We start from the raw sequence: 23,646 nt of genomic DNA on the forward strand, positions 1-23,646 counted from the left end.
GATGTTGAGACCCAGGATCATTCCTTGCTTGCTGATACAAGACGGCGGGCTGGTGAAGACAGTGAAGTTCAAGGACCCCAAGTACGTTGGGGACCCGATCAATGCGGTGAAGATTTTCAACGAGAAAGAAGCGGACGAGTTGATCGTGATCGACATCGACGCCACCGTGAACGCGGTCGAACCTAATTATGCTCAGATTGCCAAACTGGCGGCTGAGTGCCGCATGCCGTTGTGCTATGGCGGGGGCATTCGTACTGTGCAGCAAGCCAAGGACATTATTTCGCTGGGCGTCGAAAAGGTCGCCATCAGCTCGGCAGCTTTTGAAACCCCTGAGTTGATCAGCCAGATCGCGGAAGAAATCGGCAGCCAGAGCGTTGTCGTGGTCCTGGACCATAAGGCGCGCCTGTTGAGTAAGCAGCAGGAGGTCTGGACGCACAACGGCACGCGAAACACCAAGCGCAGCGTTCTTGAGGCGGCTCAAGAGTTCGAAAAGCTCGGAGCCGGGGAGATCGTGCTCAATTCCATCGAAAACGACGGCAGGATGAAAGGCTACAATGTGGAGCTTGCCGTTAAGCTCCGTGAAGCCGTGCGCATCCCCATTACCATCCTGGGCGGCGGTGGTTCACTCGAAGACATGCGTAGCGTCGTGGCAGCTTGTGGCGTGGTGGGTGTGGCTGCAGGCAGCTTCTTTGTGTTCAAGGGCGCATATCGGGCTGTGCTGATCAGCTACCCGAGCGCTCAGCAGAAAGACGACATAATTTATTCAGCTCTACGAGCCCGGTAATTCTCCGGGTTCGCGGCAAAGGTCAGATCATATGTTCAACGGCAAGAAACTTCTTATTACTGGCGGTACTGGTTCTTTCGGTAACGCAGTGCTCAAACGTTTCCTGGATACCGACATCGCTGAGATACGCATTTTCAGCCGCGATGAAAAAAAACAGGACGACATGCGCAAGCGTTACGGTAACGCCAAACTGAAGTTTTACATCGGTGATGTGCGTGATTACCAAAGCGTGCTGAATGCAACCCGCGGTGTTGACTATATTTTTCATGCCGCAGCCCTCAAGCAGGTTCCGTCCTGCGAATTCCATCCCATGGAAGCGGTGAAAACCAACGTGATCGGCACCGATAACGTGCTCGAGGCTGCTATTCAGAACGGTGTCCGACGGGTGGTTTGCCTGAGCACCGACAAGGCTGTCTATCCCATCAATGCCATGGGTATTTCGAAGGCGATGATGGAAAAGGTCATGGTCGCCAAGTCGCGTAACGTCGACGAGAGCAAGACGGTTATCTGCGGCACACGCTATGGAAATGTCATGGCTTCCCGAGGCTCAGTCATTCCCTTGTTCGTCGAGCAGATCCGTGAAGGGAAGTCGCTATCGATCACCGATCCGAATATGACCCGGTTCATGATGACCCTGTCCGATGCAGTGGACTTGGTGCTCTATGCCTTCGAACATGGCAACAACGGCGATCTTTTTGTCCAGAAAGCGCCTGCGGCTACCGTGGAAACCCTGGCGCTAGCGCTGACGGCCATGCTCGGACTGCCCGATCACCCCATTCAGATCATTGGCACGCGCCACGGCGAAAAGCTATATGAAGCATTGCTCAGCCGTGAAGAAATGGCCTGTGCAGAAGACATGGGTGCCTATTTCCGAGTCCCGCCGGATTTGCGCGACTTGAACTACAGCAAGTTTGTCGAGCAAGGCGAGGAGAAGATCTCCCACACCGAGGACTACAACTCGCATAACACCGAACGCCTGGACGTCGAAGGCATGCAAAAGTTGTTGTTGAAGCTGGAATTCATGCGGGCGATCCAGCGTGGCGAGCATGCCACTCCAGAGGAGTGAGGCTCATGAAAGTTCTTATTACCGGCGTCAACGGCTTTGTCGGCAAGAACGTTGTGGCGCACCTGCATGAGCGCCAGGACATTCAGGTAGTCGGATTTGGTCGTGAACACGCCTCTTCTGATCTGTTGTCGATGCTTGAGGATGTGGACTTTGTGTTTCACCTGGCCGGCGTCAATCGACCGCAGCGTGTCGAAGAGTTCAGCGAAGGTAATAGTGGCCTGACCTCAGCGCTGTGCGCAGCCATCAAGGCTACCGGTCGATCGATCCCTGTGATCTACACCTCGTCCATACAGGCCGAGGTGGATAATCCTTATGGAACGAGCAAACGGGACGCTGAACACGCATTGATCGAGCTTTCGGAACAGCAAGGCTCACCGGTTTATCTCTATCGTCTGCCCAACGTTTTTGGAAAATGGGCGCGACCTGACTACAACTCGGCGGTAGCGACCTTCTGCCATAACATCGTCCGTGACTTGCCGATCACTATCAATAACCCGGCGGCTCCATTGCAGTTGGTGTATATCGACGATGTGGTCAAAAGCTTCATCGAAGTCATGGATGGCAATGTCGCGAAGGGCCCCTATCTGGATGTCCAGCCGGTCTACGACACTACGGTCGGGGCGCTGGCAGATCAATTGCAAGCGTTCAAGCGCAGCCGGGAAACCATGGTGATCGAGCGGGTCGGAACCGGATTGGTCCGTGCGCTGTATTCGACGTATCTAAGCTACTTTCCTCCTGAAGTATTCACCTACGAATTGCCCAAGCATGGTGATGCTCGGGGCGTATTCGTCGAAATGCTCAAGACCCCGGATGCGGGACAGTTCTCTTACTTCACTGCCCATCCAGGTATTACGCGGGGAGGGCATTACCATCACAGCAAGACCGAAAAATTCCTGGTTATCAAAGGGCATGCCTGCTTCCGTTTCCGGCATATCGTCAGCGGTGAGTTCTACGAGCTCTACACGGACGGCGACACACCACAAGTGGTCGAAACGGTACCGGGTTGGACCCATGACATCACCAACACCGGCGAAACCGAAATGATCGTAATGCTGTGGGCCAACGAGATCTTTGATCGTGAACGGCCAGACACCTACACCATGGCTGTTGGCACCCGGGCCTGAAGGATTAGCAATGAATACCGCACTGAAAAAGCTGAAAATCGTCACCGTCGTAGGAACGCGTCCGGAAATCATCCGCTTGTCCCGGGTCATGGCTGCGTTGGATAAGTACTGTGAGCACGTATTGGTGCACACCGGGCAGAACTACGACTACGAACTGAACGAGATCTTTTTCCAGGACTTGGGCATTCGCAAGCCTGATCACTTCTTGAACGCTGCCGGAAGTACCGGTGCCGAAACCATCGGAAACGTGATCATCGCGGTAGATCGGGTGCTGGCGACCATTCAGCCGGAGGCATTGCTGGTACTGGGCGATACCAACAGCTGCATGGCCGTGATTCCGGCCAAGCGCCGCAAGATCCCTACTTTCCACATGGAGGCTGGGAACCGCTGTTTTGACATGCGCGTCCCCGAAGAAATCAATCGACGCATCGTCGATCATACGGCAGACATCAACCTGACCTACAGCGCCATCGCCCGTGATTATTTGCTGGGTGAAGGGTTGCCTGCTGATCGCGTGATCAAGACGGGCAGCCCGATGTTCGAAGTGCTCAACTACTATCGTGACAGCATTGTGGCGTCGGACATCCTGGAACGGCTTGGCCTGGAAGCGGGCAAGTTCTTCGTAGTCAGCGCACACCGGGAAGAGAACGTCGACTCGGACAAGAACTTCCTCAAGATGGTCGAGGTGCTTAACACCGTAGCCCGCACATTCGGACAGCCCGTTATTGTCTCTACCCATCCGCGTACTCAAAAACGTGTGGATGCGATGGGCATCGTGTTCCATGAAAACGTCCGACTGCTCAAACCCTTGGGTTTTATGGACTACAACAAACTGCAACTCGAATCCCGTGCCGTCCTATCTGACAGCGGTACCATCAACGAAGAGTCGTCCATCCTCAATTTCCCGGCCTTGAACCTGCGCGAAGCCCATGAGCGGCCTGAAGGGATGGAGGAGGCGGCAGTGATGATGGTCGGCCTGGAAGTCGAGCGCGTCCTGCAGGGGGTGAATATCCTCCAGTCACAACTATCCGGTACCGAGCGCAATCTGCGTCTGGTGGCGGACTACAGCATGCCCAACGTTTCCGAAAAGGTTGCCCGGATCGTGCACAGCTATACCGACTACGTGAACCGTGTCGTCTGGAAGCGGTATTGAGTCGAGTTGTGAATATGCCTGAGAGCAAACTGAATATTTTGGTGGTCACGCAGTATTTCTGGCCGGAAAACATGCGGATCAACGATCTGGTGCGGGACTTCACCGAAAAAGGACATTCGGTCACGGTGCTCACCGGCGTGCCCAACTATCCGGAAGGAAAGGTATTCGAAACCTACAAGTGCGCGCCGCACGAATTCGCCAACTATCATGGTGCGAGCATTGTCAGGGTGCCCATGATTCCGCGTGGAAAGCGCAGCATCCAGTTGATCCTCAACTACCTGAGCTTTTTTACCAGCGCTTCGACCGTCGGTACCTACGCGTTGCGGGGGCGAGCTTTCGATGCCGTCTTCGTCTACGCCGTGTCCCCCATCATGGCGGCGATCCCTGCGCTAGTCATCGGTCGCCTGAAAAAAGCCCCGGTATTCATCTGGGTCCTGGATCTGTGGCCGGAAACCCTGAGGGCGGTCGGCGTATTGAAAAAGCCGGCGTTGTTGGCCCTAGTGGGGCGGATGGTATCGTGGATCTACAACCGCGCGGACTATCTGCTGCTGCAATCCAATGGCTTCCTTGAAAACGTAAAGAGCTACTGTACGCGGTCCATGGATCCGCAGCGCCTGGTCTATTTCCCCAGTTGGGCTGAAGACGATTTCTCGACGGCAGCAGACACCTCTACTGCGATACTTGCACGCGACGAATCGGTATTTACCGTGGTGTTTGCCGGGAATCTGGGCGAGGCCCAGGATTTCCCTGCCGTGCTGGATGCGGCTGAGCAGCTGCGTGGAAAGGTGGCCGTGCGTTGGGCCATCGTGGGTGATGGCCGGATGAGTGAGTGGCTGGGCCAGCAGGTCAGAGCACGCGGTCTGGACAACGTATTGCTGCTGGGGAGGCACCCATTGGAAGCCATGCCTGCACTGTTCGCCAACGCCGATGCGCTGCTGGTCTCATTGAAAACCAACGATGTATTTGAAAAAACCATTCCGGGCAAAGTCCAGGCCTACCTGGCTTCAGGCAGGCCCCTGCTGGGCATGATCAATGGTGAAGCCGCACGCGTCATCAATGAGTCGGGGGCGGGTTTCACGTGCGCATCCGGAGACGCAGAGGGGTTGGCACGCATCACTCAGGCGCTGGCCGACATGGCGCCGCTTCAACTCAAGGTGATGGGCGAGAGTGGTCGCAACTATTACCTCCAGCAGTACTCCAAACAGCGTTTGCTGGCACGCTTGGAAGACATCTTCAGAAACGCCACGCTACGGAAGGTAGACCGCTGATGCAGCACAGTATTCTTATGACCGGTGCGAGCGGGTTTGTCGGTGGTGCATTGCTCCAGCGTCTGCAAGCGGAACCCGGGAAGTCGGTGACTGCGGTGGTTCGTGGCGACAGGCATTTATTGACGCCGGCAAACACGGTACGGGTCGAGGCATTTTCTCCGCAGACTCAGTGGCAGCCGCACCTGAGAAATGTGGATACGGTCATTCATTGCGCCGCGCGCGTGCATGTGATGAATGATACGGAAGCGGATCCGCTGGCCGCTTTTCGGCGGGTCAACGTGGAGGGCACGCTCAACTTTGCTCGGCAGGCGGCTGAAGCCGGCGTGCATCGCTTCATTTTCATTAGCTCCATCAAGGTCAATGGGGAAGGCACTGCACCTGGCCATCCTTTTCGTGCGGACGATCTGCCTGCGCCGGCCGATCCGTATGGCGTGTCCAAGCAAGAGGCTGAGGAAGGCCTGCGCCAGCTTGCGCAAGCCACAGGCATGGAAGTGGTCATCATCCGGCCTGTCCTGGTATACGGTCCGGGCGTGAAAGCGAATTTCCTGAACATGATGCGCTGGCTGGACAAAGGTGTGCCGTTGCCATTCGGCGCCATTGATAACCGGCGCAGCCTGGTGAGTATCGATAACCTGATCGACCTCATCGTCACGTGCATCGACCATCCGGCAGCGGCGAATCAGACCTTCCTGGTCAGTGATGGGGAAGACCTGTCGACAACGGCGTTGCTCAACCGGATGTCCCACGCGCTGGGTAAACGGGCCCGATTGATTCCGGTCCCTGGCCGGTTGCTCGAGCGCGGTGCCAGCCTGTTGGGCAAAAAAGCACTGTCCCAGCGCTTGTGTGGTTCGTTGCAGGTCGATATCGGGAAAACCCAGACACTGTTGAGTTGGGTCCCACCCGTGAGTGTCGATGACGCCTTGGCCCGGACCGCACGGCATTTCAGGATGAATCAAGCGAAATGATGTACTTTTGGTTATTTCTCTCTGTTGCGATGGCTTCGCTGCTCATGACGGCGGGCCTTCGTCGTTATGCGCTGGCGCGTAGCATCATCGATATCCCGAACGCACGCAGCTCACATAGCGTCCCGACACCAAGGGGAGGGGGCGTGGCGATCGTGGTCGCGTTCCTGGTGACACTGCCGTTGTTGGGCCAACTGGGTCTGGTGTCGCTCGATTATTTGGTGGCATTGGGTGGTGCTGGCGCATTGGTCGCCATCGTGGGGTTCATGGATGATCACGGCCACATTGCCGCGCGATGGCGGTTGCTCGGGCATTTCAGTGCAGCTGTCTGGGCTTTGGCGTGGCTTGAAGGGCTGGCGCCCCTGAACCTGTTTGGCGTGAGCTTCGACCTCTCTTGGGTAGGGCATGCTCTGGCTGCTTTTTACTTGGTGTGGCTCCTCAACCTGTATAACTTCATGGACGGCATTGACGGTATCGCCAGTGTGGAGGCGGTGTTGGTCTGCGTCGGAGCAAGTGTGCTCTACATTTTTTCGGGTTTCACCGACCTTATCTGGCCGCCGTTGATACTGGCTGCTGCGGTGCTAGGTTTTCTGTTCTGGAATTTTCCACCGGCGAAGATTTTCATGGGGGATGCGGGCAGTGGCTTCCTGGGTATCGCGCTTGGGATCATGTCGCTTCAAGCGGCCTGGGCCTCTCCGGCCTTGTTTTGGGCCTGGCTGATCCTGCTGGGGGTATTTATCGTCGATGCGACGGTCACGCTGATTCGTCGATTCATGCGCGGTGACAAGGTCTACGAGGCACATCGCAGCCACGCTTATCAGTTTGCCTCGCGTCGCTATGGTCGCCATCGTCCGGTGACGCTGGCGGTGGCTGCAATCAACGTGCTGTGGTTGTTCCCGGTGGCGTGGTGCGTTGTGGTGTTGAAGCTTGATGGGGTGGCAGGTCTTCTACTGGCTTACGTACCGCTGGTGTTATTGGCCTTCAAGTTCAAGGCAGGTCAGTTGGAGAGCGTCTGAGTACTCGAGTAAAAGGCCAGATGGGTGGTAATGGAAGGCCGTAGCTGTACAGCCTTCATTAGAATGGGTAGAAACGACAGGTGTTGGAAACATTCATGGATAGACTTCGTGTCGCATTGCTGGGGCTGCCACGTCGGCAGAAACGCCTGCTTCAGGTCATGACCGATGTGCTGCTGGTTTGGCTCGCCTTGTGGTTGGCATTCGTGGTGCGCCTTGGCTTCGACGAAATGGTCAACCCGTTCATCAATCACCCATGGCTTCTGATCAGCGCTTCGTTGATTGCCATCCCCTTATTCGTTCGATTCGGTATGTATCGGGCGGTTATGCGCTACTTGGGTAATGATGCCTTGATCGCAATCATCAAGGCCGTCAGCTTGAGCGCATTGATATTGGCACTCGTCGTCTATTGGGGCGCTTCTTACATGGCGCCGGTGCCACGTTCAGTCATTTTCAATTACTGGTGGCTTAGCCTGGTGATGATCGGCGGTCTGAGGCTGCTCATGCGTCAGTACTTCATGGGCGATTGGTTCATTCCCGCCCAACATGTACCTTTTGTAAACCGTAATACCGGTCTTACCAAAGTGGCGATCTACGGAGCCGGTGCTGCCGGTAATCAGTTGGTGGCGGCCTTGCGTATTGGTCGAGACATGCAACCAGTAGCTTTCATCGATGACGATGCCAGTATCGCGAATCGTATGATTTCCGGCTTGCAAGTATTCAAGCCGAAACACATCCAGAAGATGATAGAACTTACCGGGGCTCAGGAGGTGCTGTTAGCCGTTCCTTCGGCGAGCCGTGCGCGTCGACGTGAAATTCTGGGATATCTCGAAGGCTACCCCCTGCACGTACGCAGTGTTCCGGGCTTCATGGATCTGGCCAGTGGTCGCGTGAAGGTCGACGACATCCAGGAAGTGGATATTGCCGACTTGCTGGGACGGGATGCGGTACCTGCACAACCTGCCCTGCTGTCGCGCTGCATTCAGGGTAAGGTAGTACTGGTCACGGGAGCGGGTGGGTCGATTGGTTCTGAACTCTGCCGCCAGATTCTCACCCTGCAGCCGTCAACGTTGCTGCTGTTCGATCACAGTGAGTTCAACCTTTACAGTATTCTGACCGAACTGGAGGAAACCGTCGCCCGACAATCGATCCCGGTAAATGTATTGCCGATCCTGGGGTCCGTGCGCAACGCCGATAAATTGTTCGACACCATGACCTCGTGGAAGGTCGAAACGGTGTATCACGCCGCAGCCTATAAGCACGTGCCCCTGGTCGAGCACAACATCGCCGAAGGCATGCTCAACAATGTCATCGGAACGTTGAACACCGCGCAAGCGGCGCTGAAGGCTCAGGTTGAGAATTTCGTGCTCATTTCCACGGACAAGGCCGTGCGCCCGACCAACATCATGGGCAGTACCAAGCGTTTGGCGGAAATGGTCTTGCAGGCCCTGAGCCAGGAGCTCGCCCCGGTGCTGTTCGGGGATAGCGGGAATGTCGCACGAGTCAACAAAACCCGTTTCGTCATGGTGCGTTTCGGTAACGTGCTGGGATCGTCCGGCTCGGTTATCCCGCGCTTCCGGCAGCAGATCAAATCCGGCGGGCCCGTCACCGTTACGCATCCCAATATCACCCGTTATTTCATGACCATTCCAGAGGCCGCTCAGTTGGTGATCCAGGCGGGTTCGATGGGGCGAGGGGGGGATGTATTCGTATTGGACATGGGCGAGCCGGTGAAGATCGCTGAGTTGGCGGAGAAGATGGTCCTCCTGTCAGGCTTGAACGTGCGCTCTGAGAAAAACGTGTACGGCGATATCGCGATCGAATTTACCGGGCTGCGGCCGGGTGAAAAGCTCTATGAGGAACTGCTGATCGGGGACAATGTGGTCGCAACCCCGCACCCGATGATCATGAGTGCCCATGAAGACCATCTGCCCTGGGAGCAACTCAAAGTTAAATTGGACGAACTGATGGTTGCCGTTGCCAAGGATGAATATCCACGGGTTCGCATGCTGTTACGCGAAGTCGTCAGCGGTTATACCCCGGAGGGAGAAATTGTCGATTGGATATTCCAACAGCAGCGTCTGGTCCCCAAGCAAAAGGATCGTTGAGCGCTCGTGGAGAAGGGCCACAACAACCAGCAAATGGGCGGTTGACGTGATGACTTCGCCGATGGCAGCGGGTAACGCCCTAACCTGCCAGGATTTTCGATTTAATAAGCGAGCAGAACCCTGTGCTTCCAAGTGAAAAATCTATACGTCCGGTTGTTGCGGTATCGCGTCAAGTAATGATAACGCTTTCGTTGATGGCAACACTCCTGACGCTTGGCTGGCTCCTCACATACAGCGCCTATGGTATCGAGTTTACCGATGAAGGCTTTTATCTGGTGTGGATTTCCAATCCATTTATCTATGATGTTTCGCTTACGCAATTCGGCTTTATTTATCATCCCCTTTATTTACTGCTAGGCGGTGATATCACCGCGCTTCGACAGGCGAACATATTGATTACGTTCGGCTTGGCTTGGGGCGTGGCATACAACCTTTTGGCTTCGCTAGCCTCCGAGGCCAGAGAAGACCGCGTTGTCCTGCATACGGCTGCTCTCGGTTTGGCCGGTTGTGCTCTTGTTTTCTTCGAAACGTGGTTGCCCACGCCTAGCTACAACAGTCTTGCGCTACAAGCGTTGCTGCTAACCAGTATCGGTCTGCTTTTAGCTGGAAAGGACATGACTCGTAAGAGCGTCTATGGCGGGGTGGCCATTGGTGTCGGCGGCTGGTTAGCGTTCATGGCCAAGCCAAGCACGGCACTCGCATTGGCTATTGGTGTTTTCATTTATCTGTTGTTGTCGCGCAAGCTGTCTATTCGTCCGCTTTTGCTCATTGCCGGGAGTGCCATTGTGCCGCTCTTGGCAAGTGCATTCTTGATTGATGGCTCGCTGCCGCACTTTATAGAACGGATTGAGCTGGGCATTGAATTTGGTGGGTATTTGGGGGGCGGCCACACGCTGATGCAGATCCTGCACATTGACGACTTCCTGCTCAGTGAAAAAGCCAAGTGGGCCATCCTTGTCGTATTTGCGGCCTCCTTTATCGCCACATTGGGGGCGTGGAGTGAAAAGAAGCTTGGCCTGCTCCTTTGCCTGGCGATATCGCTCGGGTGGATTGCGCTGGTCGTGTTGTTGGTATCAGGTCGGACTTCCAAGGTTGCCGAACTTGGTAATTTTCAGGGCTTGCTGATTTTCGGAGTGGTATTTGCCGGTGCACTGGCCGGGCTGACAGTGGGGGGTATCAAGGGCCTGAAACGCGTGAGCGCATCACACTGGGGGTTTGCGCTGCTGTTTTTGGTGATGCCTCACATCTACGCTTTTGGAACCAACAAGAATTACTGGGTGGGTGGCGCCTCGGCCGGTATTTTTTGGCTGTTTGCCGGATTCATCCTGTTAGGGCCGATGGCTCGTGGGCGTGGCAACTGGCTGTTTGCGTTGCCGTTGTTGCTTGCCGCTCAGGCCGTTACCGCGACCCTTCTGCAAACAGCGCTCGAGCAACCCTATCGTCAGCCCCAAGCCCTGCGACTCAACACGTCTTCCTTGGACGTTGGCCCCCAGAAATCGACCGTGATTCTCTCGCAAGGGTATGCGCACTATATCGACAGCGCTATCAAGACCGCACGCGCGGCAGGTTTTGAGCCGTCTACTCCGATGATCGATTTATCGGGTCAGTCCCCTGCAATACTTTACGCAATCGGGGCTCAGAATATTGGCCAGGCCTGGACTATTGGCGGCTACCCCGGCAGTCTCGATCTTGCCCGGGCAGCATTGAACCGTACTTCTTGTGAGAAAATCGCGAGCGCCTGGCTGCTGCTGGAGCCCGAAGGCCCGCGCAGTATTTCGCTTGAACTCATGTCCGGCCTGGGCTCTGTTTTCCCTGAAAGATATGAGCAAGTAGGCAGCTGGCAGACCGCAGAGGGAGCAGGCAGTTTCGCCGTCAGCCGTACACAGGTGATTTATAAACCGTTGGCATCGCACGAAACATTGCTTGCTTGCCGGGCGCTGCGTGAGAAAAGTAGGCAGTAGGTTTGCCCAAGAAAGCAATTATTCTGCCTGGCGGCCCTGATTCGCTTCGTCACCCTGTGACTTAGGTGGCGAATAAGCGGCGGCAGGTGGTTTCGATAACTGATAATTGAAGCCCTGATCAAGCACCTGTCGATACGTGAGACCGCAGGTACCTATGCGGCGCCCGCGAGTGGCTGAGGCTGCTGGAGAAAAACAATGATTCAGAAGATCCAGTTCAACCGACCGTTCATGACTGGCAAAGAGCTGGGATACATTTCCGAAGCCAAGTCCGGCAACATGCTGGCTGGCGATGGTCCTTTTACCAAGCGCTGCCATGAATGGTTGGAGAGCGAAAGTGGCTGCGCCAGGGCACTGCTGACGCATTCGTGCACCGCTGCGCTGGAAATGGCCGCGCTGCTGCTGAACATCGGGCCGGGTGACGAGATCATCATGCCTTCTTACACCTTTGTGTCGACTGCCAACGCTTTCGTACTGCGAGGTGGCGTTCCGGTGTTCATCGACATTCGGGAAGATACCTTGAATCTCGACGAGCGCCTTATCGAGGCGGCGATCACCGCACGCACACGCGCTATTGTCCCGGTTCACTACGCAGGGGTGGCCTGCGAGATGGACACTATCATGGACATTGCCAAGCGGCACAACCTGAAGGTCGTGGAGGACGCCGCACAAGGGGTAATGGCCACTTACAAAGGGCGAGCGTTGGGCAGCATCGGTGATTTGGGTGCCTACAGCTTCCACGAGACCAAGAACGTGATTTCTGGTGAAGGGGGCGCCCTCCTGGTAAATGAGTCTTCACTGGCGTTGCGTGCCGAAATCATCCGAGAAAAAGGCACCGACCGTAGTCGTTTCTTTCGAGGGGAGGTGGATAAGTACACTTGGCAGGAGGTGGGTTCTTCATTCTTGCCAGGAGAACTGATTGCGGCTTTCCTATGGGCACAGCTCGAAGAGGCGGAGCGTATTACCAAGGAGCGCCTGGCGATCTGGCAGCACTATCACGGGCTTCTTGAGCCCCTTGAAGCCAACGGTTTATTACGCCGGCCCATCGTGCCTGATAGCTGCCAACACAATGCACATATGTACTACGTTCTGCTCGCGCCAGGAATCGATCGACAGAAAGTGCTCGGCGAACTCAAGCGACACGAAATCTTCTCAGTGTTTCATTACGTACCTCTTCACTCGTCACCTGGCGGGAAGCGATATGGGCGAACGGAGGGTACGCTTGAAGTCACCGACAGGCAGGCTGATCGATTGCTACGTTTGCCACTGTGGGTTGGCCTGAGTGCTGAGCAGCAACAGCGTATTGTCAATGTGTTAAGTGATGCTATCGCTGACTAGGGGATAGAAACCCCGCAAGATTTTTGGTTACCCATGGTAGCCGTCAGCGTTAGTGCCCTCGACCATATGCCGATTCAAGTACAGTGCCGTCGGCTTTGCAGCCGACGGCTTGTTTTTCATTTATTCAGAATCCCTGGTGCGTTAATCTCTGCCCATTGGATGAATAGTTTTGCGACTTGGCTGCTTGCGTACTCCGAGTAGTGGGCGTACTGGTCGCGAAAAATAGGCATGCCGTTCAACGTCAACGAGCAGTTGAACAGTCCACAAAACAGTTCGTTTTGATCAAAAAATTTGACGTCCGGATGAACTGCGGAAATCCTAGTTATAAGAGGGGCGAAGCCTTCGTCGATTTCCTTTTTTGCATCCAATCCCAGAGTGCAATCAGCTGCCTTCGTCTTGAGCGGCCTTGAGTAGCAGCCCTTCAACTCACGTTTTTTCACGATGTGAGGGATGAATACAATGACTTTTATACCATGTTTTTCAAGGTGGGTGATGCGCTCGTCAATACGTTTTATATAAGCATCATCGACAACTTTATTGAGGCCATCAATGATCGAATATTTGATCGTTCCACTGTTCTCAATAATGCCATTGATCAAAAGCTTCTGATGATACGCGCGGCTGCCGGAACAGGGGTTCGTGTCGGTTGTTGCATTGGGGTCAGTGATGTCGATCATGTCCGGCGGGCATGCACCGATGGACAAGATGCTGCTGTCCTTCGTCTCTGCGGCGGCGGCCAGTCCAGGAAACAGATGATTAGTGTAGCTGTTACCGAGGAGCAATATATCGGGTGCCCGATCCTTGTTGGTTATGCAGAACCACCACCCGTAGGTTGCAGCCTCTTTGAAAGGGTATCGATTGATGCATGTGTCGTTTTTTGCGTACTTCCAGATCGGCCCAACAAACTGACTGTTGAATTCTTCCGCGCTTTTAACCGATGCGCGCTGTGGCAGTCCTGCGTTGTAGAAGGTGGCGTACCCCATGACACCAACGACGACCATTACCAGCAACAGTGTCGGGGTTTTCAGCTTGCTATTGGATTTCCGAAGAGGCTTTTCACACAGCTGATAGGTAGCCCATGCGAGCAACATGGCGAGGATGACGGCTGCAATCCGAATTTCCAGGGCAGGGGTTTCACTTTCGATGATCCGCGCGAATGACAATAGGGGCCAGTGCCATAAGTACAGCGGGAAGCTGATCAATCCAATCCACACAAACGGGCGAAACGACAGTACTTGTTTGTTGAGCCATGCTTCAGGGCCGGCGGCAATGATGAGCGCTGTTCCGAGCGCAGGGATTAGTGCCCACCAGCCCGGGAATTCGGTCTTGCTGGTAATTGCATAGAATCCGTAAGACAGAGCAGCGATACCGAGTAGCGCGCTGATATTGCGAAGGGCTGGCCTTTGCAAGGGGTGGCTTGGACGGTACAGGCTGAAGTAAGCAAGGATGGAGCCGATCAGAAGCTCCCAAACCCGGGTGTGTGGCAGATAGAACACAGCTACTGAGTCACTGGCAACATGGGTGATGTTCCAGCCGAACGAAAGGCCGGCTGCAATCAAAGCCACCAGCAGAATATTTGCCCGTAATTTCCAGATGGCCCAGAGGATGACAGGCCAAAAAATATAAAACTGCTCTTCGATACCCAGTGACCAAAGATGCAGCAGCGGTTTGATCTCCGCGCTTGTATCAAAGTAGCCACTCTCATCCCATAGCAAGATGTTCGAAATAAAAACCGCACCACCGGCAAGGTGTTTACCTAGCTGTTGGAACTCGTCTGCGAACAGCGTAAACCAGCCGAAGGCAAAACAACTGAGGAGTACCAGAAGTAAGGCGGGAAATATTCTCTTTATTCGGCGAGCATAGAACTCTCTGAAGCTGAATACTTTATCATCCAGGCTGCCATAGATGATGGTCGATATGAGATAGCCTGAAATGACAAAAAATACATCCACGCCAATAAAGCCACCGGGTACCATTGAAGGGAGCGCGTGAAACAGAACAACTGAAAGTACAGCGATGGCGCGAAGTCCATCGATATCAGCGCGATATTTTGGGTGGCTGAGTCGATGTATAGGCAGCAGGGTTTCCTGCTGAGCTAGAGACGTCATTGTGGGTCATGCTCCATTTTATAATCGGGCCTTGCTGGCGCGCGCGTATCGTACTGGGTACAAGCCGGATACAGAAGCGTAGAAAGGAGCGTTCGATCATAAGTATTCAGCCAGCGCACCTCGGTCGGTGGGCGGAGATCACGGTTAGCGCCTCACTCAGCCATCATCAGCTTTGACGCCTTCCGAATGAAGATTTCTCGTCGTACTATGGCAGGTTGCTCAGCGCTGCCAGTAACATACGGGCGCATGCGCCTGAACCTCCTCATGCCGGCCCGTTCGGTTGCTCTAGGATCGGTTGATCCAGGGCAGCGAGGTGCACGTGCCTTAGCTTTTCGCCAATGCGGTTAACGCCATATTCACACGGACCAGCAGAGAGGGACTAATCTTGGATGCTGGTACGGACATGTTCTTAATGATTGTTTTATCAGTGATGCATGAAGCGCATGCCCCCAGTAGAAGCGGATTTGCGACAGGAGCAGACCACGGTGCGTAAAGAGATACTGGATACGCTGAGGATCACCTTGCTGGGATTGCCTAGGCGCCACAAGCGAGCACTTCAAGTGGCGACAGATATCCTGCTAGTCTGGTTTGCCCTATGGCTTGCGTTCGTTGTTCGGCTCGGTGTCGAGGGGTTGGCCAATCCGATAAAAACTCATCTGTGGCTTTTCGGCTCTGCCCCCCTGATCGCTATTCCGATTTTCATCCGCTTCGGTATGTATCGCGCCGTCATGCGTTATTTTGGCAATGATGCGCTGATCACAATCTGCAAAGCGGTCAGTCTCTCGGCTTTGCTGCTGGCTCTCGTAGTGTATTGGTACAGCAACCATAAGACCGTCGTACCGCGCTCTATCATTTTCAATTATTGGTGGCTCAGCCTGATCATGATTGGCGGCCTGCGCCTGATGATGCGGCAATACTTCCTGGGGGACTGGTTCTCTGCAGCGCAGCATGTACCCTTTACCAGCCGCGACGATGGCCTACCAAGGGTCGCCATCTATGGCGCCGGGGCCGCCGGTAACCAACTCGTGGCTGCCTTGCGCATGGGGCGCGCCATGCGACCGGTTGCATTCATCGATGATGACATCAGTATTGCGGACCGTGTGATTGCAGGATTGCAGGTCTACGAGCCGAAGCATATCCAGAAGATGATCGATACAACCGGTGCCCAGGAGATCCTGCTGGCTGTCCCGTCATTATCTCGGGGGCGTCGTCGGGAAATATTGACGTTGCTCGAAGGGTTTCCGCTGCATGTGCGCAGCGTTCCCGGTTTCATGGATCTGGCCAGCGGGAGGGTCAAGGTAGATGATATCCAGGAGGTGGATATTGCGGACCTCCTGGGACGTGACTCGGTCCCTGCGCAAGCTGATCTGCTTGAGCATTGTATCGCGGGCCGGACGGTGCTCGTTACCGGGGCGGGCGGCTCGATCGGCTCCGAACTGTGCCGGCAGATCCTGATGTTGAAGCCCACGACGCTGCTGCTTTTCGAGCATAGTGAATTCAATCTCTACAGCATTCTTTCCGAGCTGGAACCTCGGATCGCCCGGGAGTCCCTGTCAGTTCGCCTGTTGCCTATCCTCGGGTCGGTGCGGGATCAGGACAAGCTGCTGGACGTGATGAAGACGTGGAATGTCGACACGGTCTATCACGCCGCTGCCTATAAACATGTGCCTATGGTCGAGCACAATATCGCCGAAGGCGTCATCAACAATGTGATGGGTACGCTAAACACGGCGCAGGCAGCGTTGCAGGCGGGCGTGTCGAACTTTGTGCTGATTTCAACGGACAAGGCCGTGCGACCTACCAATGTGATGGGCAGCACCAAACGCCTTGCGGAGTTGACCTTGCAAGCTCTCAGTCGGGAGTTGGCGCCTGTGCTGTTCGGCGATCAGGCTAATGTCTCGCGCGTCAATAAAACCCGCTTCACCATGGTCAGGTTTGGCAATGTACTCGGCTCGTCCGGTTCGGTTATTCCCCTGTTCCATAGGCAGATCAAGTCTGGCGGTCCATTGACCGTCACCCATCCCAAGATCACACGCTATTTCATGACCATCCCCGAAGCAGCCCAGTTAGTGATCCAGGCCGGCTCCATGGGCTTGGGAGGGGATGTCTTCGTGCTGGACATGGGCGAGCCGGTGAAGATTGTCGAGCTGGCGGAAAAAATGATCCACTTGTCCGGCTTGAGCGTGCGTTCGGAAAAGAACCCTCATGGTGATATTTCAATCGAGTTCACGGGCTTGCGTCCGGGCGAAAAGCTTTACGAAGAGTTACTGATTGGCGACAACGTCGTTTCGACCCAGCACTCGATGATCATGAGTGCCAACGAGGATCATTTGCCTTGGGAGGTGCTGAAGCTCAAGCTAGGCGAGTTGCTGGTCGCCATTGAAAACGATGACTATGCGAGAGTCCGTCAATTGCTTCGGGATACTGTCAGTGGTTATGCCCCGGATGGGGAGATAGTCGACTGGATCTACCAGCAGCACCGCCTCGAACCCTGATTTCTACACACGCCGTAACGTACACATTTTTGACAGCCATTCATCATCGCCTAAGTTTCAGAGGCAGCTTGGGAAAAGCTGCTTCTCTCTTAACGATCTGATGGAGCGTCACGTATGCGTACTGGCTATTTCTACTCTCTGATTTTTGCCCTTCTGGCCTCTACAGCGGCGATCGCCGCGCCTGTGGCCAAGCCCGAAGCAACAGCTACACCGCACGTGGTAGAAGTGTCGGCCAACCCGCAAGGCGCCAAGGTGGACCTCAATAGCGCGGATGCCGCTACATTGCAGCGCGATTTGGCTGGAGTAGGCGAGGCAAAGGCCAAAGCCATTGTTGCATATCGCGACAGTAATGGAGCTTTCTCTTCGGTAGACGAACTTCTGGAGGTCAAGGGGATTGGCAAGGCGATCTTGGACAGGAATCGCGACAAGCTGGAACTAAACTGATGTAGCAATGAGGGGAGGCCGTTCGAGTTGATTGGCCTCTTCCTGTTCTGGATGGCGGGAATCACCCGCGGGCGGCCACGACAGTCCCAAGAACAATCAACGCCACGCCCATAGCTTTCTGAAGTGTCATGGGCTCGCTTAAAATCCATCCACTTAACAGCAAGACCACAACGAAATTGAGGCTCATGAATGGGTAAGCGTGACTAAGATCAAATTTCGTCATCGCTGCCATCCAAGCGAGGGAGGCTAGGAAGCCAGCTGCGAAACCCGAAAAAATACCCGGGTCTAATAGAAGTAATAACAGGAATTTTATTTTTTGGAGGGGGTCGGCAGGAAGTGGGCCTAATTTAGATATTCTAAGTTTTAGAATAAGCTGTCCGTAAACTGTAAAAGCGATGGTTGCAAGTATATAGATATAATTGAATGCGTTGGCCATTAACGCCTCTCCAGTACAGCCAAGCCGAAACCGGTTTTACCATAACTGTTACCGTTATAAAGCATGTATCTCTTACCTCTATGATCAAATACAAATGGGTATTCGATCATTTCCGAATCCCATCCATCTGGGGATACATCAATACCGCTTTCCTCCAGTGCCAATCGCCATTGTGTACCACCATCGGTGGTAGCGTAGCCGATGCGATAGGTGTCCCCGACACCGCTGCGGTATGAAAACCACATCTCCAGACCGCCCGAAGGATTCTCTGCAACGGTGGGACGTGAAAACGCCTGGGCTACACCCAGTTTGAAGGGGATCGCCAGGCCGTTACGGTGCCAATGGTTTCCGTCATGGGAGTGTGCCGAGTTGATGACGTGGATCATTTCACCGTTTTCGGAATCCCAGGAGAGAGTCGATCCATACCACATCTCATAGCCACCGCTTCCATTCTCAAGTACCCATGGGTAGGAAAGGCTGATGGGATCGATCTCGTTAGCGGCCATGAACGGAACTTCGCTATCGAGTGCCAGCGTGGCATCTCCGTTGACGATCAGCCTTCCGACGTCTCCTCTCCAATGCTGATTATCGGGTGATTGCCATCCCATGAAAAGCATGTAGTGCACGTCGCCGACGGTATAACAATTACCAATGCTCACACCGTCGGCGTAAAAACTGCCTTTGGGACCGTGTTCCAGGAACGGCTGGGGGTGCTCCTTGATGATCCTCCTTTGTTCAATGTCGATGTCCACGGCGCCAATGGAGGAGCGATTGTTACAATCCCTGCCGCTGAAAAAAACGCGAAAGACATCATCGTGTAGATGCACCGGCAACGGGTTGGCAGCATGAGATATCAACTTGGGATGGGGGGGCACACTCTTAGCGGCGTACAATTGGCCAAGTTTCTTCCACCGAGATCTCATATTTTTCTCAATTTACTGCTTGGCACTTTTGAACGTTCAGTTGCCGTCCCAATAAATACGCCCTCCTGCTCGGCGTCAGCCAACAGTAAGGTGCCGGCACCAATGACGCATCTGTCCGCCACCTTTATATGATCACGTAGTGTGGCATTGACCCCGATAAAGCACTGTTCGCCGATGTGAACGCCGCCAGAGATAACCACATGAGACGCTATAAATGTATGGTCGCTGATCGTAGAGTGATGGCCTACATGATTGCCGCTCCACAAGGTGATGTTATTTCCTATGGTGACAAAGGGTTGGATGGTGTTGTCTTCAAGAATGAAGCAATTGTCCCCGATCCTTCCCTCATTTAGTACGGTTGCATGACTGCTGACATAACTGGCAAGTGTATAGCCGAGCGCTTTTGCGACACTGTATTTTTCCTTGCGTACCGCATTCAACTTTGAGTAGCTCAGGGCTATGAACATTTCGTGATGTTCCCTAGAGTAGTGGTTTGCAATGCTCTCAAAAGCAATGACAGGTAGTCCACAGAAAACAGGGTTGGAGATATAGCTAGCGTCCACAGTAAAAGCCACGACTTCGTACGTGGAGTCGGTATTGAAGTAGAAGTAGGCTAGTTCTGCGATGTCGCCTGAGCCAAAAATGACGAGCTTTTTTTTCATCACATTTTCCTCACCAGCAGCGTGAACTCATACAGGCCGTAATCATGCAGGAGCGCAACGTGTCGAGAATAGCGTCGCTTGCATAAATCAAACAGTCGACAGGGATCCGCGTAGTATAAGTCATCCCGTTTCTTGTCTTCATCAGAATAAGAAGTCAGACAATTAAAGGCGAACCCCAGGCGGCTCGTACGCTCCAGTACATCCAGGGTGTTTTCGAGGTAAGCCAGCCATTCCGCGTCCGATCGACCCAGGCGAACATTGAAAATACCGCTGGCGACGCCGTAATCTGCTATCGCGTCGGGCTCGGAAGCCGCAATGAAGCGAGCGCCAGAAAACCCGATATAGCGCTTCGTCGCGGCATCGATCATGGCTGTCGAAACATCCGCGCCCAGATAAGAAAAATCGTGGTTGTTTGTATTCAGGTAATCGACCAGCGCGCCATAACCGCAACCCAGGTCATTAATAGAAAATGGCTGTGTGCCGTGAAAAATTTTGCACAGTTGATCGAAGCGTAGTGCTTGGCCTTGCTCGCTGTTCCAGTCCACACCGCTCGGCGTTTCGCCATGTTGCTTGAGCTTTTGTGAATAATAGCTTGCTACTTCGTCAAGCAGTTCAGTCTTGGCGCTGTGCATAAATCTGCCTCACAATGGTGTAGGGGCGTTGTTTGGTTTCGGAAAATATCTTGGAAAGATAAATACCCACTACTCCGATAAACGAGATGATCATGCCTCCTAACAGCCAGATGGAAGCCATGACTGATGTCCATCCGCTCAGGGGCGTTGCCAGAAACATCCAGTGCGCGATTAAATAAGCAATATACAGCAGTGCGATAAAAGAAATGGTGATGCCAATGTAGAATATGCCGACCAGCGGTGCATTGCTGAAGGAGGTTACCGAATTAACCAGTACCGACATTTTTCTTCTGAGTGTGTAGGTGGTTTGGCTGGTATTGTTCTTCTGGATGCTTTGCGGCTGCTGATCGAATCCAGTGATGTGCCAAAGTCCCGCAAGGAACACTTCCCGCTCTTTATGCTGCAGTAAGGCGTCTACGTAACGGCGTGTCATCAATCTGGCTGTGACGATGTTCTCAGGTAATGCCATCCCTGTGAGGGCCTGAAAGAAACGATAGAACCAACGACCGCTCCAGCGTTCGAACCAGCCTCCCTTGCGGGTCTCCTGAACGCCATAGACAACGTCGCAGCCCACTTGATGGAGTTGTTCGGAAAAGCTGAGCAGGCATTCCGGTTCTTCTTCAAGATCGCTGTCTATTAGAAATACCTGATCTCCTTTCGAGTGGGATAAGCCGGTCATCATGGCCTTATGGTGGCCAAAGTTTCGCGAAAGGTCTACCAGCACCACGCGATGATCTCGTTCGGTAAGCGAAACGGCAATATCCAGGCTATTGTCAGGGGAGCCGTCGTTCACGAGTACGATTTCGTAGGCGTCTCCTACATACTCCATGGCGGCGGCGCTCACTCGCGAATGAAACTCCTCGATATACGAGGCCGACTGATAAAGGGTCGCAACGATGGATAGTTTCATTGGGTAACATGCCTCATGTGGCGATGAGCATCTTTTCCGCAGTTGAAAAGGAGATCAAGAATGGTGACGGCATGGGTGAATTCTCCCCATAGTTGCGGGTACTCCGGATAGCCTGCATAGTCAAACCAAGTCAGTTGTATATTCATTGTTTCGAATATTTTTTCGTCTATGTAATTTTTTGCTGCTGGACCAGAGACATATTCAGTGCCCGCTGCCTGCGCGCATAAATCTGCAAGGCGTTCAGTTTGACCGTCGACCAGGTTGTAGTCCCACGAATGACTGATAGAAGTAGTGATTCCCAGGTAATCGCAAACTGCTTGGATGAATCGCTGATTTAGCACTGTAAGGTGGCTGTAGGACTCTTCCACGTAGAGGGGTTCGAGCCATTTTGCAATTTCATGGAAATGGGGCGCACGACTATAATTTTGAATCAATGCTCTCCAATGGGCTGCGGCCCATTCCGTACCATCGATTTCAGTGTCTCTGATTTTCTGATGGTACTTGCCTTTCACTAGAACAGGGACGGTCAGCCATTGTAGACCCTGTGGCGTTTTAATTTGATTCCGGTTTCGCCAGTCACGCCGCGTGTATTGCATGTCGTCATATAAAACGAACTCGTCGACTGAGGCGATGATGTCAAAATACCCTTTCCAAGGGATGTAGTTGGATTGAAGTATTGCGACTTTTTTCAAGTGTGCTTTCCTATGACGCTAAATCGATTTGAAAACTCTAATAAAAATACGGGTCTGTTTATCTTTGGCGTGTCAGGAAAGGGGAGGGGCAACTACTGCACAACGCCTATGCCATTGGCATATTAATCTGCGCGGGAGGAAGCGTCACCCTTTTCGTGGAGATTTATCCATCGGTGGGCGCAGAAGCGGTTGAGTGTTCGCCCAACCGGTTTCTCGACCTCTGGGTACGCTGTACCCTTTGTAGATCTTTTAACAATTAAGTTTGGGATTGAAGGGCTAAGCTGGTCGGAGGTAATTGGGTTCCCGTGCACGAACGGGCCTGATTTCGATCACGCGAGTATCCGCATTTGCAAAATGCTCATCCCGTCACTCCCACCGCGAGGCGTCTCCGATGTACAAAGACTACCCACCCGCCTACCAAGTCAGCAAAGGCTCAGCCCTGCAGATAGACAAGCCCTTCTACGACCGCATCCGCACCCAGCAGGACCAGCGCACCCTGATCGAACAGTTCGAAATCCCCATCCGCACCGGCCGCGCCTGGCACGTTCCAGCCGGTCACGTATTCCGCGTCACCACCCCGGTGGGCCCGCAGGTGGGCGACTTCAACGTCTGGAACGCTCACGACCCGCGGGAACGGCTGTGGGCGGCGCGCACGCGTCAGCTTCAGGGCGCGCATGTCAGCACCCATGATCGGTTGTGGTCTAACCTGCCGTTCCTGCGACCGCTGGTGACCATCACCGATGACAGCCTCGCCGGTTATGGCATCGACGAGCACGGCGGGCGGTTGCACGATCTGCTGGGGACGCGCTGCGATCCTTACGTGAACAAGATGCTGACGGGGGAGGATTTCCATCATCACTGCCACTCGAACCTGACGCGTGCGGTGCTGCCTCATGGCTTGACTGAGTTCGATGTCCACGATGTGCTGAATATCTTTCAGTGCACCGGGCTCAACCATGACGACATGTATTTCATGAAGGCCTGTCCGGCGCAGAAAGGCGATTATCTGGAGTTTTTTGCCGAGATTGATTTGCTGTGTGCGCTGTCCACTTGCCCTGGCGGTGATCTGTCGCTGGCGATGTGGGGGCCTGAGGCTCAGGATCCGCTGAGTGTCTGCCGTCCGTTGGGGGTCGAGATCTATCGCTTGGAGGATTCGTTGCTGGAGGGTTGGAGCCAGCCTGAGCGGGCGGCATACAAGGGGTTGCATGGCTTGCACATTGCCAAGGCGGATTGGGAAAAGTGATGCAGTAGACGCCGGCTTTCTGCGGCGCGGGAGCAAGCTCCCTCGCCGCAAAAGCAGCTCAGCGATCCTTCGCTTCCTTCGCATCCATCTCGGCATTGCGTTCGGCAACGCGCTTGCGCTGTTCATCCGTCAGTTCGACCTTGTTGGCGGTGTCACGCAGCATCATCAGACCACCAACGATCGAGCCGATTGCAACAATCAGAATCAACCAGGCATACCAGGGCATAGGGCTCTCCTTGAGGGCGCGGCCAGTGGGCGTCTGTTCGCCAATCTGCCGCGCTTACCACTTATGAGCGAAGGTTGTTCGCAGTGGTTCCATACTACGCC

21 protein-coding genes are annotated in these 23,646 nt (G+C 54.2%); 13 read left to right on the plus strand and 8 right to left on the minus strand.

Translation table 11 applies throughout. The features are described 5' to 3' along the window. The first annotated feature begins 1 nt into the window (after position 1). The 10 genes from J7E36_RS24195 to rffA all read left to right on the plus strand — a co-directional run bounded on the left by J7E36_RS24195 (position 2) and on the right by rffA (position 12,774). A complete protein-coding gene (locus J7E36_RS24195; protein WP_215008702.1) occupies positions 2 to 784 on the plus strand; it encodes an AglZ/HisF2 family acetamidino modification protein in 783 nt (260 codons plus the stop codon). Positions 785 to 815: 31 nt separating this feature from the next. Further along, positions 816 to 1,850 (plus strand): polysaccharide biosynthesis protein, encoded by a 1,035-nt coding sequence (locus J7E36_RS24200; protein WP_215008704.1) that lies wholly within the window; start codon positions 816 to 818, stop codon positions 1,848 to 1,850. Between the two features lie 5 nt (positions 1,851 to 1,855). Then, entirely contained in the window at positions 1,856 to 2,974 is a 1,119-nt protein-coding gene (gene wbjC, locus J7E36_RS24205) for a UDP-2-acetamido-2,6-beta-L-arabino-hexul-4-ose reductase (protein WP_215008706.1), read from the plus strand. A 22-nt stretch (positions 2,975 to 2,996) separates the two neighbouring features. Next, positions 2,997 to 4,127: a non-hydrolyzing UDP-N-acetylglucosamine 2-epimerase gene (wecB, locus tag J7E36_RS24210; protein WP_215008748.1), complete on the plus strand. Its 1,131-nt coding sequence runs from the start codon at positions 2,997 to 2,999 to the stop codon at positions 4,125 to 4,127. A 14-nt stretch (positions 4,128 to 4,141) separates the two neighbouring features. Next, on the plus strand, positions 4,142 to 5,395 hold the full coding sequence (locus J7E36_RS24215; protein WP_215008708.1) for a glycosyltransferase family 4 protein: 1,254 nt from the start codon (positions 4,142 to 4,144) through the stop codon (positions 5,393 to 5,395). Further along, positions 5,395 to 6,360 (plus strand): UDP-glucose 4-epimerase family protein, encoded by a 966-nt coding sequence (locus tag J7E36_RS24220; protein WP_215008710.1) that lies wholly within the window; start codon positions 5,395 to 5,397, stop codon positions 6,358 to 6,360. Before J7E36_RS24215 ends, J7E36_RS24220 begins: the two co-directional genes overlap by 1 nt. Next, positions 6,357 to 7,373 carry an MraY family glycosyltransferase gene (locus tag J7E36_RS24225; RefSeq protein ID WP_215008712.1) on the plus strand — a complete coding sequence of 339 codons (1,017 nt, stop codon included), beginning with the start codon at positions 6,357 to 6,359 and terminating at the stop codon, positions 7,371 to 7,373. Before J7E36_RS24220 ends, J7E36_RS24225 begins: the two co-directional genes overlap by 4 nt. Positions 7,374 to 7,468: 95 nt before the next feature. After that, complete coding sequence (locus J7E36_RS24230; RefSeq protein WP_215008714.1) at positions 7,469 to 9,478, plus strand: polysaccharide biosynthesis protein; 2,010 nt, start codon at positions 7,469 to 7,471, stop codon at positions 9,476 to 9,478. A gap of 176 nt (positions 9,479 to 9,654) precedes the next feature. Further along, a complete protein-coding gene (locus J7E36_RS24235; protein WP_231286384.1) occupies positions 9,655 to 11,439 on the plus strand; it encodes a hypothetical protein in 1,785 nt (594 codons plus the stop codon). Positions 11,440 to 11,634: 195 nt separating this feature from the next. Continuing rightward, a complete protein-coding gene (rffA, locus tag J7E36_RS24240) occupies positions 11,635 to 12,774 on the plus strand; it encodes a dTDP-4-amino-4,6-dideoxygalactose transaminase (protein ID WP_215008716.1) in 1,140 nt (379 codons plus the stop codon). Between the two features lie 116 nt (positions 12,775 to 12,890). On the opposite strand, the gene J7E36_RS24245 is transcribed toward rffA, so the two are convergent. Further along, positions 12,891 to 14,882 carry an acyltransferase family protein gene (locus J7E36_RS24245; RefSeq protein ID WP_215008718.1) on the minus strand — a complete coding sequence of 664 codons (1,992 nt, stop codon included), beginning with the start codon at positions 14,880 to 14,882 and terminating at the stop codon, positions 12,891 to 12,893. 497 nt (positions 14,883 to 15,379) lie between these two features. Between J7E36_RS24245 and J7E36_RS24250 the strand changes: the two genes are divergently transcribed. Both J7E36_RS24250 and J7E36_RS24255 read left to right on the plus strand, forming a co-directional pair. Beyond that, positions 15,380 to 17,377, plus strand: a complete 1,998-nt coding sequence (locus tag J7E36_RS24250; RefSeq protein WP_215008752.1) for a polysaccharide biosynthesis protein — start codon at positions 15,380 to 15,382, stop codon at positions 17,375 to 17,377. A gap of 114 nt (positions 17,378 to 17,491) precedes the next feature. Then, entirely contained in the window at positions 17,492 to 17,821 is a 330-nt protein-coding gene (locus J7E36_RS24255) for a ComEA family DNA-binding protein (protein WP_215008720.1), read from the plus strand. A gap of 61 nt (positions 17,822 to 17,882) precedes the next feature. Here J7E36_RS24255 and J7E36_RS24260 read toward each other — a convergent pair whose 3' ends face one another. The 6 genes from J7E36_RS24260 to J7E36_RS24285 are packed head-to-tail and all read right to left on the minus strand — an operon-like array spanning position 17,883 to position 22,076. Continuing rightward, positions 17,883 to 18,257: an EamA family transporter gene (locus tag J7E36_RS24260; RefSeq protein WP_215008722.1), complete on the minus strand. Its 375-nt coding sequence runs from the start codon at positions 18,255 to 18,257 to the stop codon at positions 17,883 to 17,885. Further along, positions 18,257 to 19,150: a hypothetical protein gene (locus tag J7E36_RS24265; protein ID WP_231286385.1), complete on the minus strand. Its 894-nt coding sequence runs from the start codon at positions 19,148 to 19,150 to the stop codon at positions 18,257 to 18,259. Before J7E36_RS24265 ends, J7E36_RS24260 begins: the two co-directional genes overlap by 1 nt. A 26-nt stretch (positions 19,151 to 19,176) precedes the next feature. After that, the gene (locus J7E36_RS24270; RefSeq protein ID WP_215008726.1) at positions 19,177 to 19,842 is read right to left on the minus strand and encodes an acetyltransferase; all 666 of its coding nucleotides are present in this window, start codon (positions 19,840 to 19,842) and stop codon (positions 19,177 to 19,179) included. Next, a complete protein-coding gene (locus J7E36_RS24275; protein WP_215008728.1) occupies positions 19,842 to 20,474 on the minus strand; it encodes a class I SAM-dependent methyltransferase in 633 nt (210 codons plus the stop codon). Before J7E36_RS24275 ends, J7E36_RS24270 begins: the two co-directional genes overlap by 1 nt. Then, positions 20,455 to 21,384 (minus strand): glycosyltransferase family 2 protein, encoded by a 930-nt coding sequence (locus J7E36_RS24280; protein ID WP_215008730.1) that lies wholly within the window; start codon positions 21,382 to 21,384, stop codon positions 20,455 to 20,457. Before J7E36_RS24280 ends, J7E36_RS24275 begins: the two co-directional genes overlap by 20 nt. Continuing rightward, entirely contained in the window at positions 21,381 to 22,076 is a 696-nt protein-coding gene (locus J7E36_RS24285; RefSeq protein WP_215008732.1) for a WbqC family protein, read from the minus strand. The genes J7E36_RS24280 and J7E36_RS24285 overlap by 4 nt, the downstream gene beginning before the upstream one ends. A 391-nt stretch (positions 22,077 to 22,467) precedes the next feature. On the opposite strand from J7E36_RS24285, the gene J7E36_RS24290 reads away from it, so the two are divergent. Further along, positions 22,468 to 23,319: an urea carboxylase-associated family protein gene (locus J7E36_RS24290; protein WP_215008734.1), complete on the plus strand. Its 852-nt coding sequence runs from the start codon at positions 22,468 to 22,470 to the stop codon at positions 23,317 to 23,319. A gap of 58 nt (positions 23,320 to 23,377) precedes the next feature. On the opposite strand, the gene J7E36_RS24295 is transcribed toward J7E36_RS24290, so the two are convergent. Next, entirely contained in the window at positions 23,378 to 23,545 is a 168-nt protein-coding gene (locus J7E36_RS24295) for a DUF2897 family protein (protein WP_003183831.1), read from the minus strand. Positions 23,546 to 23,646 lie beyond the last annotated feature (101 nt).

The organism is Pseudomonas fluorescens (assembly GCF_018614775.1).
GTDB classification, from domain to species: domain Bacteria; phylum Pseudomonadota; class Gammaproteobacteria; order Pseudomonadales; family Pseudomonadaceae; genus Aquipseudomonas; species Aquipseudomonas fluorescens_BY.

What these genes read in the sequence shown, in the direction of transcription:
- J7E36_RS24195 (WP_215008702.1), top strand. Translation starts at nt 2, where the DNA reads ATGTTGAGACCCAGGATCATTCCTTGCTTGCTGATACAAGACGGCGGG.
- J7E36_RS24200 (WP_215008704.1), top strand. Translation starts at nt 816, where the DNA reads ATGTTCAACGGCAAGAAACTTCTTATTACTGGCGGTACTGGTTCTTTC.
- wbjC (WP_215008706.1), top strand. Translation starts at nt 1,856, where the DNA reads ATGAAAGTTCTTATTACCGGCGTCAACGGCTTTGTCGGCAAGAACGTT.
- J7E36_RS24215 (WP_215008708.1), top strand. Translation starts at nt 4,142, where the DNA reads ATGCCTGAGAGCAAACTGAATATTTTGGTGGTCACGCAGTATTTCTGG.
- J7E36_RS24220 (WP_215008710.1), top strand. Translation starts at nt 5,395, where the DNA reads ATGCAGCACAGTATTCTTATGACCGGTGCGAGCGGGTTTGTCGGTGGT.
- J7E36_RS24225 (WP_215008712.1), top strand. Translation starts at nt 6,357, where the DNA reads ATGATGTACTTTTGGTTATTTCTCTCTGTTGCGATGGCTTCGCTGCTC.
- J7E36_RS24230 (WP_215008714.1), top strand. Translation starts at nt 7,469, where the DNA reads ATGGATAGACTTCGTGTCGCATTGCTGGGGCTGCCACGTCGGCAGAAA.
- J7E36_RS24235 (WP_231286384.1), top strand. Translation starts at nt 9,655, where the DNA reads ATGATAACGCTTTCGTTGATGGCAACACTCCTGACGCTTGGCTGGCTC.
- rffA (WP_215008716.1), top strand. Translation starts at nt 11,635, where the DNA reads ATGATTCAGAAGATCCAGTTCAACCGACCGTTCATGACTGGCAAAGAG.
- J7E36_RS24245 (WP_215008718.1), bottom strand. Translation starts at nt 14,882, where the DNA reads ATGACGTCTCTAGCTCAGCAGGAAACCCTGCTGCCTATACATCGACTC.
- J7E36_RS24255 (WP_215008720.1), top strand. Translation starts at nt 17,492, where the DNA reads ATGCGTACTGGCTATTTCTACTCTCTGATTTTTGCCCTTCTGGCCTCT.
- J7E36_RS24260 (WP_215008722.1), bottom strand. Translation starts at nt 18,257, where the DNA reads ATGGCCAACGCATTCAATTATATCTATATACTTGCAACCATCGCTTTT.
- J7E36_RS24270 (WP_215008726.1), bottom strand. Translation starts at nt 19,842, where the DNA reads ATGAAAAAAAAGCTCGTCATTTTTGGCTCAGGCGACATCGCAGAACTA.
- J7E36_RS24275 (WP_215008728.1), bottom strand. Translation starts at nt 20,474, where the DNA reads ATGCACAGCGCCAAGACTGAACTGCTTGACGAAGTAGCAAGCTATTAT.
- J7E36_RS24280 (WP_215008730.1), bottom strand. Translation starts at nt 21,384, where the DNA reads ATGAAACTATCCATCGTTGCGACCCTTTATCAGTCGGCCTCGTATATC.
- J7E36_RS24290 (WP_215008734.1), top strand. Translation starts at nt 22,468, where the DNA reads ATGTACAAAGACTACCCACCCGCCTACCAAGTCAGCAAAGGCTCAGCC.
- J7E36_RS24295 (WP_003183831.1), bottom strand. Translation starts at nt 23,545, where the DNA reads ATGCCCTGGTATGCCTGGTTGATTCTGATTGTTGCAATCGGCTCGATC.